Annotated in this window: 12 protein-coding genes; 5 read left to right on the top strand and 7 right to left on the bottom strand. The window is 67.4% G+C overall.

Features of this window, described 5'->3' with window-relative positions:
• Positions 1-193: 193 nt before the first annotated feature.
• On the bottom strand, positions 194-760 hold the full coding sequence (gene efp, locus AC5P66_RS07820; protein WP_005410381.1) for an elongation factor P: 567 nt from the start codon (positions 758-760) through the stop codon (positions 194-196).
• Between the two features lie 96 nt (positions 761-856).
• Between efp and epmB the strand changes: the two genes are divergently transcribed.
• On the top strand, positions 857-1,897 hold the full coding sequence (gene epmB, locus AC5P66_RS07815; RefSeq protein WP_111097194.1) for an EF-P beta-lysylation protein EpmB: 1,041 nt from the start codon (positions 857-859) through the stop codon (positions 1,895-1,897).
• Positions 1,898-1,971: 74 nt separating this feature from the next.
• Here the strand turns inward: epmB and AC5P66_RS07810 are convergent, their stop codons facing one another.
• The 3 genes from AC5P66_RS07810 to AC5P66_RS07800 form a co-directional block, all read right to left on the bottom strand.
• Positions 1,972-4,098: a putative bifunctional diguanylate cyclase/phosphodiesterase gene (locus AC5P66_RS07810; RefSeq protein ID WP_005417742.1), complete on the bottom strand. Its 2,127-nt coding sequence runs from the start codon at positions 4,096-4,098 to the stop codon at positions 1,972-1,974.
• Entirely contained in the window at positions 4,095-4,970 is an 876-nt protein-coding gene (locus tag AC5P66_RS07805; protein ID WP_238378501.1) for a phosphate/phosphite/phosphonate ABC transporter substrate-binding protein, read from the bottom strand. Before AC5P66_RS07805 ends, AC5P66_RS07810 begins: the two co-directional genes overlap by 4 nt.
• 104 nt (positions 4,971-5,074) lie before the next feature.
• A complete protein-coding gene (locus tag AC5P66_RS07800) occupies positions 5,075-5,845 on the bottom strand; it encodes an RNA methyltransferase (protein WP_049412676.1) in 771 nt (256 codons plus the stop codon).
• Between the two features lie 120 nt (positions 5,846-5,965).
• Between AC5P66_RS07800 and AC5P66_RS07795 the strand changes: the two genes are divergently transcribed.
• Positions 5,966-6,793, top strand: coding sequence for an inositol monophosphatase family protein (locus AC5P66_RS07795; RefSeq protein ID WP_005417749.1), 828 nt, complete (start codon positions 5,966-5,968; stop codon positions 6,791-6,793).
• 670 nt (positions 6,794-7,463) lie between these two features.
• Here AC5P66_RS07795 and htpX read toward each other — a convergent pair.
• Positions 7,464-8,330: a protease HtpX gene (gene htpX / locus AC5P66_RS07790; RefSeq protein WP_049415827.1), complete on the bottom strand. Its 867-nt coding sequence runs from the start codon at positions 8,328-8,330 to the stop codon at positions 7,464-7,466.
• A 93-nt stretch (positions 8,331-8,423) separates the two neighbouring features.
• On the opposite strand from htpX, the gene gluQRS reads away from it, so the two are divergent.
• From gluQRS to phaR, 3 genes are all read left to right on the top strand, one after another.
• Positions 8,424-9,344, top strand: a complete 921-nt coding sequence (gene gluQRS, locus AC5P66_RS07785) for a tRNA glutamyl-Q(34) synthetase GluQRS (protein WP_111097195.1) — start codon at positions 8,424-8,426, stop codon at positions 9,342-9,344.
• A gap of 17 nt (positions 9,345-9,361) precedes the next feature.
• The gene (phbB, locus tag AC5P66_RS07780) at positions 9,362-10,102 is read left to right on the top strand and encodes an acetoacetyl-CoA reductase (protein WP_049415831.1); all 741 of its coding nucleotides are present in this window, start codon (positions 9,362-9,364) and stop codon (positions 10,100-10,102) included.
• 182 nt (positions 10,103-10,284) lie between these two features.
• Entirely contained in the window at positions 10,285-10,818 is a 534-nt protein-coding gene (gene phaR / locus AC5P66_RS07775; RefSeq protein ID WP_049415851.1) for a polyhydroxyalkanoate synthesis repressor PhaR, read from the top strand.
• 74 nt (positions 10,819-10,892) lie between these two features.
• On the opposite strand, the gene AC5P66_RS07770 is transcribed toward phaR, so the two are convergent.
• Positions 10,893-11,855, bottom strand: a complete 963-nt coding sequence (locus AC5P66_RS07770) for a TraB/GumN family protein (RefSeq protein ID WP_049415833.1) — start codon at positions 11,853-11,855, stop codon at positions 10,893-10,895.
• Between the two features lie 2 nt (positions 11,856-11,857).
• Positions 11,858-12,787 (bottom strand): DUF1684 domain-containing protein, encoded by a 930-nt coding sequence (locus tag AC5P66_RS07765; RefSeq protein WP_111097196.1) that lies wholly within the window; start codon positions 12,785-12,787, stop codon positions 11,858-11,860.
• Positions 12,788-12,793: the final 6 nt, after the last annotated feature.

The raw sequence follows: 12,793 nt of genomic DNA, 5'->3' as shown, positions 1-12,793 counted from the left end.
CTGTGGGGCGGCGAGATACTTCTGGGGAACACGCCCCTGAGTCAGGGGCTGCCGCGAAGCGGCGGGGTCTGGAGACCCGTGAAGCGGGGCCCATGATCTGCCGAAGCAGATCATGGGAGCGCCAGCGCGAATGCGCTGGCGCGTATCCGAGCATGGCTCGGCTCTACAGTAAGGTCGGCCTGCGGCCGCAACCTTATTTGACGCGTGCGGAGTATTCGCCCGAACGGGTGTCGACGCGGATCACTTCGTCCTGATTGACGAACAGCGGCACGCGGACCACGGCGCCGGTTTCCAGGGTCGCCGGCTTGCCGCCGCCACCCGAGGTGTCGCCACGGACGCCCGGATCGGTTTCGGTGATCTTCAGTTCGACGAAGTTCGGCGGCTGAACGAAGATCGGCTCGCCATTCCACAGGGTGACCACGCAGGACTCTTCGCCCTTCAGCCACTTCTCGGCGCCGCCCATGCCAGCCTTGGTGGCCTGGACCTGCTCGAAGGACTCCGGATCCATGAAGTGCCAGTACTCGCCGTCGCTGTACATGAAGTTCATGTCGGTATCGACGACGTCGGCTGCATCCAGCGAGTCGGTCGACTTCATGGTGACTTCCTGGGTACGCCCGTCCTTGATCAGGCGGTACTTAACGCGGGTGAAGGCCTGGCCCTTGCCCGGCTTGACGTATTCGGTGTCGATGATGACGGCCGGTTGGTTGTTGACCAGGATCTTCATCCCGTTCTTGACGTCGTTCATGCCGTAGCTGGCCATGCGTAAACTCCTGAGTGGCAGAAACGCCGCGGGTGCGGCGAGCCGTTAGAATGGAAAGCCCACCGGATGCCGGTGGGCGACTGTTTTTCTGCCCCCATGATAACCGCAGGCCCCCTCTCCATGCAGCTTTCCGCCTTCCCCCGGCCCCAGTCGCCAGGCGCGCCCGCGCGCTGGCAGCAGCTCTGGCGCCAGGCGCTGCGCGACCCGCGCGCCCTGCTGGCCCGGCTGCAGTTGGACCCGGCGGCGCTGGGTGTCTCGGAGGCGGCCATGGCCCAGTTCGCATTGCGCGTGCCCGAGGGCTTCGTAGCCCGCATGCGCGTGGGCGATGCGGCCGACCCGCTGCTGCGCCAGGTGCTGCCGATCGACGAGGAAATGCGTCCGGCGCCCGGGTTCAGCTTCGACGCGGTGGGCGATGGTGCCGCCAAGAAGGCTACCGGGGTGATCCAGAAGTATCGTGGCCGTGCCCTGCTGGTCGCCACCGGCAGCTGCGCGGTCAACTGCCGCTACTGCTTCCGCCGCCACTTCGACTATGGCGCGGAAAACGCTGCCAAGGGCGGCTGGCAGGAGGCCGTAGCCGCCATCGCGGCCGACCCGGACATCGACGAGGTGATCCTGTCCGGCGGTGACCCGTTGTCACTGGCCACGCACAAGCTGGTCGAGCTGACCGACGCCCTGCGCGCGATTCCGCATATCCGCCGCCTGCGCATCCATACCCGGCTGCCGGTCGTGCTGCCGGAACGCGTGGACGATGAACTGGCGTGCTGGCTGGGCAGCCTGCCATGGCCGCTGGCGGTCGTGGTCCACGCCAATCACGCCAATGAATTCGACGCCAGCGTGGACGCGGCGATGGCCCGCCTGCGCGGCGTCGGCGCCCAGCTGCTGAACCAGGCGGTACTGCTGCGCGGGGTCAACGACAGCGTGCAGGCCCTGCAGGACCTGAGCGAGCGCAGCTTCGCCGCCGGCGTGCTGCCCTACTACCTGCACCAGCTGGACCGGGTCGAAGGCGTGGCCCACTTCGAAGTGGACGATGCCCAGGCCAAGGCGCTGATTGCCGGCCTGACCGCACGCCTGTCCGGCTATCTGATTCCGAAGCTGGTGCGCGAACTGCCCGGCGACCCGAGCAAGCGCCCGCTGTAACAAAAAGGGGACGGAGGGGATTAAGTCGCAAATGCATAGGCGACTTAATTCCCTCCGTCCCCTTTTTGTGTGGGTCAGAGGCCCGATTCGATCATCCGCACCACTTCGGTGGCGGTCACCGGGTGGCTCAGCCAGTAGCCCTGGCCAAGATCGCAGCCGCGCTGCACCAGCAGTTCGAACTGCGCCTGCTGCTCGATGCCCTCGGCCACCACCGTGATGCCCAGTGCGTGGGCCATGGCGATGATCGCCGTGGTCAGGGCCAGGTCGTCGGGATCGCGCTGCATGTCGGCCACGAAGCTCTTGTCGATCTTCACGCCATCAACGGGAACCTGGCGCAGGTGACTGAGCCCGGAGAAGCCGGTGCCGAAATCGTCCAGCCAGACCTTCACACCGGTGCGGTGCAGCTTGTCCAGCAGCTGCGCGGCGACCATCTCGTCACCGATCACCGCAGTTTCGGTCAGCTCCAGATGCAGGCGCGACGCCGGAAGCCCGGACTCATGCAGGCACTGCGCGACCAATGCCGGCAGTTCACCGCCGCGCAGCTGCCGCGGCGACACATTCACCGACACGAACAGATCATCGCCGCCCGCCCCGCGTGGCCACTGTGACGCTTCCATGCAGGCCGCACGCAGCACCTTCGGGCCGATGAGCTCGATCAGCCCGCTCTGCTCGGCCACTTCGATGAACACCGACGGCGGAATCGTGCCCAGGGTCGGATGCTGCCAGCGCAGCAGCACTTCCACGCCGACCATGCGCCGGTCGCGCATGCGGAAGATCGGCTGGTAGGCCAGGCGCAGCTCGCCGCGCTCCCAGGCCCCGCGCAGCTCCTGCTCCATGTGCACCCGGCGCTCGACCGCGTGGTCCATCGCACGGCTGTAATAGCGGTAACAGTTCTTGCCGGCCATCTTGGCCTGGTACATGGCGATGTCGCCGTTCTTCAGCAGCGTTGTCGCATCAGCGGCATCGTCCGGGAACAGGGTCACGCCGATCGAAGTACCCAGGAACAGTTCCCGGCCCTGCACCACCAGCGGCTTGCCCAGCTCGCGCACCAGCACTTCGGCCAGCAGCCGTGCGTTGGCCGCCACGTCGCCATCACCGACCAGGATCACGAACTCGTCGCCGCCGAAGCGGGCCAGCAGAGCTTCATCGCCACCGGCCTCGGTAACTGCACTGCCGATGCGCTGCGCGAACTGCAACAGCGCTTCGTCACCGGCCTCATGGCCCAGGGTGTCGTTGACGCGCTTGAAATCGTCGATATCGGCAAACAGCAGGCCCAGCCGATGATTGGATGCGCGCGCGGCCATCAGGCGATGGTCCAGTGCTTCCCGGAATGCCAGCCGGTTGGTCAGCCCGGTCAGCGCATCGGTATAGGCCATGCGCCGCACCTCGCGGTCATGCCGGGCGATGGCATCGCGCATGCGGGCGAAGCCGCGCACCAGCTCGCCAACCTCGTCGTCGCGGGTGTTCTCGGCCAGCGGCGCCTGGTAGTCGCCGGCCTCGATGCGGCGCGCCGCAGCGGCCAGGTCCCGGATCGGCGCAACCAGGGTGCGCTGCACGTACAGGATCACCACCACGCCGATCACCACCAACAGGCCCAGCATCAGCAGCAGCCAGCCCAGGTGGCGGCTGCCGACCTGCTGCAGGCGCTCGCCGAGCGTGGCATTGGCGGCCTGTTCGCGCTGCTGCACCTCGTCCAGCGCCATGCCGACGCGGACCCCGCCGATGCGCTGGTTGCCGACCATGATCGGCATGGTGTTGTCGAGCACCTTGGGCGATTCCTGCACCACCAGCGCCTGCGCCACCGCGGCCTTGGGGGCCAGCGGGTCGGTCATCGGCTGGCCGAAGCCGGACACCTCGATCGAGCCGTCATGCACCAGCCGGCCGCGTTCGTCGAACACCAGCACATAGCGCACGACCGGTTGCCGTGCGGTGCTGCGCACCAGCGCACCGACCTGGTCCAGGTCGCGGTAGTACAGCGGGTTGGCCAGCGCGTCGGACAGCTCGCGCGCCATCGCTTCGCCGCGGCTGCGCACGCTGCGGTCGAACAGTTCATGGATGACGCCACCACTGAGGTTGCGCACCTCGCCCTGCATCGCCGCCTGCCGCCCCAGCAACACCGCCAGGATCGCCACCACCACGACCATCGCCCCGCCCATCGCGAGCAGGAACCGGGCCTGCATTCCCGAGCCGAGCCACTTCATTCCACTTCCATCCGCACGCGCGTCAATCCTTGTTTCAATTCATCCAGCCGCTGCTGCGCATGCGCATCGACGCGGTGGAAACCGGAAGTGCCGAAAAACCGATGCAGCGCCCCCTGTGCCTGCGGGTCGCTGGCCGCCTGCAGCAGGACGTCCTGCAGCCGGTCACGTACCCGCGGGTCAAGGTCGGCGCGAACCATTTCCACCGCCCGTGGGTAGGGTTCGGTGCGCAGCAGTTCGCGGAAGTCGCGCCGGAATGCTGTCGGCATCCGTCGCTCGTCATTCCAGTCCACGCTGCTCACCGCCCCCACTTCGACCATGCCCTTGTGCACGAACGTGGCGATGTTCAACTCGCTACGCGCGAACACGTACCCCACGCTGTCCCGGCCCGGCACGTCCCACACACCGGCCAGGATCTGCGGCGCCAGCCCCTCCTGCAGCAGCGTCATCACCGGCACCAGGTAGGCACTGGTGGACGCCGTGTTCTGCAGCGCCAGGCGATGCCCGCGCAGGTCCTGGATCCGCTGGATCGGACTGTCGCGACGCACGAAGAACACGGTCTGGTACTCACGCACGCCATTGCGCTCGGTCAGCAGCAGCGGCCGCGCGCCACTGCGCTGGCCCAGTGCCACCGCCGTACCCGACGTTTCCGTGACCCAGTCGACCCGCCCCCGCCGCAGATAGCTGGCCATCTGCTGCGGGTCGCGTGCCATCAGGATCCGCCCTTCCTTGATGCCGACGTCGTGCATGCGTGCCACTACATAGTCCAGCAACGGTTGCAGCTGCTCGTAATGGGCCTTGGGATCATCGCTGATCCGGCCCAGCACCAGCACCCGGTCCGGTGCTGCATGCACCGTCCCGGCCAGCAGGATCATGACCAGGCTCAGCAGTCCCCTCTGCACTGCCCTCCGCAGACCCGACACAGGCTTCATCCCCCCCTGGGTATCCGGACAGACTACCCGAAAAAATGAGAACGTCGTCAGCTGTTCTTGTTGCCCGCCTGTGCCAGCCGCGCCATCCGCTGGGTGTCGGCGAGGATGCCACGCAACAGGCGTACTTCCTGCTCGCTGGGCTCGCTGCGCAGGAACAGCCGGCGCAGCTTGCGCATCGCCGATTCCGGCGCGCGGCCCTTGTGGAAATCGATCTCGTCCAGGGTGTCGCCAAGCTGGGCGAAAAAGCTCTCCATCTGCTCATGGCTTGCTGCCTGTTCGCGGAAACCGGGCTCGGCGTCCACGGCCGGCTGCGCGCCCAGCAGCTGCATGCGTGTTTCATAGGCCAGCACCTGCACGGCGGCAGCCAGATTGAGCGAGCTGAACGCCGGATCGGACGGGATGTGCACCGCTGCATGGCAGAGCTGCAGTTCTTCGTTGGTCAGGCCAGTGCGCTCACGGCCGAACACCAGCGCCACCTCGGCGCCCTCGCCCGCCTTGGCCACCGCACGAGCGGCGGCATCGGCCGGCAGGTACTCCTCCAGCTGGACGCGGCGGGCACGCGCGGTGCAGCCCAGCACCAGGCGGCAATCGGCCACGGCCTCGGCCAGGGTGGCGACCACCGGGGCGTCCCCCAGCACATCTTCGGCCCCGGCCGAGCGGCGGAAGGCCTCCTCGTCCAGAGGCTTTTCGGGAGCGACCAGCACCAGGCGGGCCAGGCCCATGGTCTTCAGGGCACGGGCGGCGGCCCCCATGTTGCCGGGGTGCTGGGTACCGACCAGGACGAATCGGAGACGGGTGGCGGCGGGAAACTGGGACATGAACAGGGAAAAGGTCGAGCTGGACGATGACCAATGGTAAACTGTGCGGCCGGCCACTGCGCCGGACCCGCTCTTTTCCCCCGCCAGTCCATCTCTTCTGCCTTTCCGGGAGCCCACGCCATGCAGAAACCCGCCGTCACCGTCATGGTCAAGGCCGCCCGCCTCGCCGGCAACGTCCTGTTGCGCAACATCAACAAGCTCGAGGCACTGAACGTGGTGCAGAAGGGCCGGATGGACTACGCCAGTGAAGTGGATGCGGACGCGGAAAAGGTCATCGTCAAGGAACTCAAGCGCGCTTACCCGGACTACGGCATCTTCGGTGAAGAAGGTGGCGTGCAGGGCGAGCGCCGCCAGATGTGGGTCATCGACCCGCTGGACGGCACCAGCAACTACCTGCGTGGCGTGCCGCACTACTGCGTGTCGATCGCGCTGGTCGAGAACGGCGAGCCGACCGACGCGGTCATCTTCGACCCGCTGCGCAATGAACTGTTCACCGCCAGCCGTGGTGCCGGCGCCGTGCTGAACGACCGCCGCATCCGCGTGGCCGACCGCAAGGATCTGGAAGGCACGATGATCCACACCGGTTTCGCCCCGCGCGAGCGCAGCCGCGCCAGCGCCCAGCTGAAGGCGGTCGACGCCCTGCTGGTGCACGGTGAGGACATCCGCCGCACCGGTTCGGCGGCACTGGACCTGGCCTACGTGGCCTGCGGCCGTGCCGATGCCTACTTCGAAGCCGGCGTGAAGGCGTGGGACATCGCTGCCGGCCTGCTGCTGGTCCGCGAGGCGGGCGGCAAGGTCTGTGACTTCAAGGGCGCGACCCTGGGCCGCATGGACAACCGTGGCCCGGAGACCCACCAGATCGTGGCCGGCAACCTGAAGGTGGCCGAGTCGCTGCAGAAGGTGCTGGTGAACACCGGCTACGCCGCCGAGTTCGACGCGAAGTTCTGAGGTTTCGCGTAAAGCGGTTCAGGGGGACGGCACCTGCGAAGGTGCCGTTTTCGTTTGTGCGCACGGAGAGTCGTTTCCGCGACTGCGGAGGGGTGTCACTTTCTTTGCGCGCAAAGAAAGTAACCAAAGAAACGCCCCGCCAGCCGCGAGCCGTCGCTACGCGACGGTTCCCTGCGCTTCTCGGAGAATCAGGGGACGGCGCCGAACTCGCTGCGCTCAGACACCGGCGCCTCTTCGCCCCTGATTCCCCTGCGATGCTCGGCTCGCTCAAGGCGGACTGGAAGGTCAAGATCAAGGGCAACAGCATCCACGCCTGGCGTGGGTCTACTGGGTGCAGCTGTGGCATTTGATCTTGGGTCCGCCTTGAGCGAGCTGAGCACCGCAGGTCCGGCGAGGGCGAAGAGGTGCGGGTGTCTGAGCGCAGCGAGTTCCCGCACCGTCCCTCGGCGGGCCGAGGAGCACAGGGTACCGATGCGCAGCATCGGCTCGCGCCCCGGCGGCGTGTTTCTTTGGTTACTTTCTTTGCACGAGCAAAGAAAGTGACACCCCTCCGCGGTCGCGGAAATGACTCTCGCCGGGTCGTACCCGGCGCCACCGATGCATCGGCGCGCATACAAAAACGCCCGGCGCGGGGCCAGGCGTTCCTGCATTACCGTGGAAGCGCGGAGGCTTACGCCACCGTCGACGCCCGCAGCGCGGCGATGCGCTCTTCCAGCGGCGGGTGGCTCATGAACAGCTTCTTGGCCGTCGAACCGGAAATGCCGAAGGCGGCGATCTGGGTCGGCAGCGTGCTCTGGCCGTGGTTGAGCTGCAGGCGCTCCAGCGCGGCGATCATCTTCTGGCGGCCCGCCAGCGAGGCACCCCCCGCATCGGCACGGAACTCGCGGTGGCGCGAGAACCACATCGAGATCATCGTGGCGAACAGGCCGAACACCATCTCCAGCACGAACACGATGATGTAGTAGGCGAAGCCACGGCCGCCGCCTTCGCGGTTGCCCGACAGCGCGCTGTCGATGATGCCGCCGACCACGCGGGCCAGCACGATCACGAAGGTGTTCAACACGCCCTGCAGCAGCGCCATGGTGATCATGTCACCGTTGGCGACGTGGGCGATCTCGTGGCCCAGCACCGCTTCAGCCTCGTCTTCGCTCATGTTGTGCAGCAGGCCGGTGGACACCGCCACCAGCGCGTTGTTGCGGTTGGCACCGGTGGCGAAGGCGTTGATCTCCGGGCCGTCATAGACCGCCACTTCCGGCATGCCGATGCCGGCGGCCTTGGCCTGGCGCTCGACCGTGGCCAGCAGCCAGCGCTCGGTCTGGTTGCGCGGCTCGGTGATCACCACCGCACCGGTGGAGCGCTTGGCCATCCACTTGGACAGCAGCAGCGAGATGAAGGAGCCACCGAAACCGAAGATGCCGGCCATCACCAGCAGGCCGCTCATCGAACGCGCGTCCACGCCCAGGATCGACATGACGATGCCGGCCAGGATCAGGACCGCGAGGTTGGTCGCCAGGAACAGGGCAATACGGGTGAACATGGGAAAATCCGGCTCGGAAGGGGTCGATATCCGTCAATTTGCGGTGCGCTCAGCTTGAATTCAAGCGCCAACCTGACCGACGATTCAGCCTGCATGACCGCCATTGTTCCCTGCGGCCGCTTCGCGCCCTCGCCGACCGGCCTGCTCCACCCCGGATCCCTGCTTGCCGCCTTCGGCAGCTGGCTGCTGGCCCGCCACCACGGCGGCCTGTGGCGGCTGCGCATCGAAGACGTTGACCCGCCGCGTACCGTGCCCGGCGCCGCGCAGTCACAGCTGCAGGCACTGGCTGCGTTCGGCCTGGTCCACGACGGCCCGGTCCTGTGGCAGAGCGCGCGAGGCGAGGCCTACCAGGCCGCGCTGGATGTGTTGCTGGCCAGCGACCAGGCCTTCATCTGCCACTGCAGCCGCAGCGAACTGGCTGCCAGCGGCGGCATCCATCACCGCTGCGTTGCGCGGCAACCGCGACCGGACCCTGCCGTCCGCTTTCGCGTGCCACCGGGCAGCGTCGTGCACTTCGACGATGGCCTGCGTGGCCCGCAGCAGCAGGACGTGCATGCCGAAGTCGGCGACTTCGTGCTGCGCCGTGCCGACGGCTGCTGGGCCTACCAGCTGGCGGTGGTGGTCGATGACGCCGCGCAGAGGGTGACCGAAGTGGTGCGCGGCGCCGATCTGCTCGATTCCACCGCGCGGCAGATCCTGCTGCAGCAGGCGCTGGGCCTGGCCGTGCCGCGCTACTGGCACCTGCCGCTGCTGCTCGACGCCCCCGGCCACAAACTGTCCAAGTCGCTGGCGTCGCTGCCGGTGGACAGTACACGGCCGGTGCCGGTACTGCGCGCGCTCTGGCAGCTGCTGGGCCAGGCCCCTGCCGCACTGGGCGGCGCCGATGACCGGGATGCGCTGCTGCACGCTGCGCAACGGGCATTCGACCCGGCTCGAATGCCGCGGACCGACATCCTGTTGCCGGCCGGCGCACTTTCCGCGCCGATGTTGCAGAATCCCCCTTCCCCCACCTGATTCCCGGACAGCATTCCATGACATCTCGCGTCGCACTGGTCACCGGCGGAACCGGCGGCATCGGTACCGCCATCTGCCAACGCCTGGCCGACCAGGGCCACCGGGTCGCCACCAATTACCGCGACGAGGACAAGGCCCGCGCATGGCAGCAGGCGATGACCGAGCGCGGCCACAACGTGTCGATCTTCCCGGGCGATGTCTCCGATCCGGGCAGCGCCGAGGCGCTGGTGCGTGCGGTCGAGGCCGAGCTGGGCCCGGTGGAGATCCTGGTCAACAACGCCGGCATCACCCGCGACACGACGTTCCACCGCATGCGCGCGGACCAGTGGCACGATGTGATCAACACCAACCTCAATTCGGTGTTCAACGTCACCCGCCCGGTCATCGAAGGCATGCGCCGCCGCGGCTGGGGCCGGGTGATCCAGATCAGCTCGATCAACGGCCTGAAGGGCCAGTACGGCCAGGCCAACTACGCCGCGGCCAAGGCCGGCATGCACGGCTTCACCATTTCGCTGGCCCGCGAGAACGCCGGCTTCGGCATCACCGTGAACACCATTTCGCCCGGCTACGTCGCCACTGACATGGTGATGGCGGTTCCGGAGGACGTGCGCGCCAAGATCATCGCCGACATCCCCACCGGGCGCCTCGGCAAGCCGGAGGAAATCGCCTATGGCGTGTCCTTCCTGGTGGCCGAGGAAGCCTCATGGATCACCGGCAGCAACCTGGACATCAACGGCGGCCACCACATGGGCTGGTAAGTCGCGCAGGGGCCGCTGCGGCATGCGCTGACGGCCCCTGCCGATGGTCATGCTGCGCAGCACGCAAACCCTTGCTGCGCAACATGATCGCTCCTGAAAGCCAAGCCTGGCGGGGCCTGGGGCGGTTGCAACCGCTGCTGCACTGCGCCATGCTGCGCGTCTACTGTGACGAGTACCGCTTCATGGCTGCGACCCGCATCATCAAGAAGTATCCGAACCGCCGTCTCTACGACACCGAGATCTCCAGCTACATCACCATCGAGGACGTGCGCCAGCTGATCCTGGACGGTGAAGACTTCGAAGTCCGCGACGCCAAGAGCGGCGACGACCTCACCCGTTCGGTCCTGCTGCAGATCATCGCCGACCAGGAACAGGACGGCGAACCGATGCTGTCCACCCAGCTGCTGAGCCAGCTGATCCGCTTCTACGGCGATTCCCTGCAGGGCTTCATGGGCAACTACCTGGAGCGCAGCATGCAGGTCTTCCTCGACCAGCAGCAGCAGTTCCGCCAGCAGATGGGCAACCTGCTGGGCCAGACCCCGTGGGCGATGATGAACCAGCTGACCGAGCGCAACCTGGAGCTTTGGCAGGAATTCCAGCGCAGCATGGGCAGCGGCTTCGGTGGCCCGCGCCCGGGCGGCACCGGAACGGGAACCGGCAACAAGCCCGGCGAACCCGGCACCGGTGCCGGCACCAGCGGCAAGACCCGCCGCTGAGCTGCAGCAAGGGCTGATACGAAAACGGCGCGCCCCTGGCGCGCCGTCTTGTTTGCAATCGCGCCAACGGTGCGTCAGCGTTTGGCCTTGCACCCCGTGCACACGCGCTCGACCTTGTAGCCCTTCGCCCTCAGCTTCTCGACCACGCCGTCACTGCCCAGCAGGTGCAGCGTGCCGACCACCACCAGCGTACCGCCCTGCCCGGCCTGCAGGTACGGCTGCAGCTTCGGCACCCAGGCATCGTTGCGCCCGGTGTTGATGCGCTGGTACAGCTGCGGATACTGCTGGCGCATCTCTGCCGCCATCTTGGTCCACAGCAGGCGCTCGTCGCCGCGACGCCATGCATCATGCAGCAGCCGCGCCTGCTCATCGGCCTTGCCGGCCTGGTCCAGTGCTTCGGCCAGCATCTGCCGCTGTTCCTGCACCGTCATCCCGTCCAGCATGCCGATCTGGGTATCGATATCTTCCAGTCCCGCGGTCTTGCGGCCGGTCTTCTGCGCGCGCTCCATGAAGTGGCGGTCCAGGCCCAGCGCCGGGTCCAGGCCCAGCTTCTGCATCTGCCCGATCGAAATGCTCAGGCCGACGAACCAGGGCTTCATGCCCTGCATCTGCGCCAGCGGCAACTGGTTCTGGGCAGCAAAGGCCTGCAGTTTCTGCCAGGTGGCCGCATCCAGATCACGCTTCAGTTCGCTGCCATCGGTGCGGGTCGCAGCCTGCACCATGCGGCTGGCCAGCTGGGGCGATTGCATGTCTTCCGGCGACAGTTCGAACACCACCCGCTGCGAGGCTTCGAACGCCTGCTCGACATCGGGCGACAGCGGGTAGTCCTGTGGCTTCAGCAGATGGAACGATCCCAGCAGGTACACGCGTGCATCGCCTGGGCCGGTGACTTTCCACAACAGGGGTACCGGCGGCTTGGCTGCCGTTGCGGTTGCGGCCGCGGCAGGGCTGGCCTGGGCATCGCGGGCCGTGGCCAGTGGCGCCACTGCGCAGGCCGCCAGCAACAGCGCGGTACGGAACAGGTGTTTGATCGGCATGGTCAGCCTTCTCCTTCAGGCAGGTGGTAGGCCTTCTCGCCGGCTTCCACGCGCAGGTCCAACCGGTTTTCCGGCGGCGCCAGCGGGCAGGTCGCATAGGCGGTGAACGCGCACGGTGGGTTGTAGGCATGGTTGAAATCGATGCGCACCGTGCCGTCTGCAGCGGGGGCATCGGTATCCAGATAGCGCCCGGCCGGATAGCTGCCGCGGCCGCTGGTGCGGTCGGCAAAGATCAGGAACAGTGGCTGCCCGGGCGCACCGATGGCCTCCAGGCGCCAGCTGCGGCCATCACGTTCGAACTCCACCGCACCGGCATTGGGCATCTCGGTGGTCAGGCCAGTGATGTCGACGATCGGCAAGGTCTTGCCCGGTGGATGCGCGATGAAGCGCGCCTGCACCTGCCAGTCCGCGCCGCCCGGCCAGTACTGCAGGCCGGCGAAATCACGCCGCGCAGGTGCATCGGCATGCTTGACCCGCAGCGCGTCCCGTGGCCCCCGGCGGATGATGCTGAGCTGGCCCTTGCCGCCATCGAAGGCCAGCAGCGTCGGCTGCGCGTCCTTGTCGGTGTCGACGCGGATGCGACCACGCACCGGCCGGCCGTCGTGGCTGACATCGACACCGGCTTCAGGCGTGAACCACCACTGCGCCCCGTCGCGACGCAGCAGGCCCAGCTTGTCCGGTCCAACCGCTAGGCGGATCCCGTTGGTCGCGCCGCTGCCGACGAAGTGCGATTTGTTCTGCAGCCAGTGCAGGCCGACCAGGGCCGTCCAGCCATCGGGCCGGGTCAGGTCCTGGTAGCGCGCTACCCGCCACTGCTGCTGCGCGGCCGCGTAGGCCGGATCTTCAGCAACCGTCGGCGCCGGCGGTGTCGCCGGGCTGCAGGCGGCCAACACCACGGCGGCCAGCAGGCCCGCCATTCCCCGATAACGCATCGATGC

The organism is Stenotrophomonas sp. YJH_SMC_122 (assembly GCF_059369535.1).
This window is presented reverse-complemented; position numbering and strand designations above follow the sequence as displayed.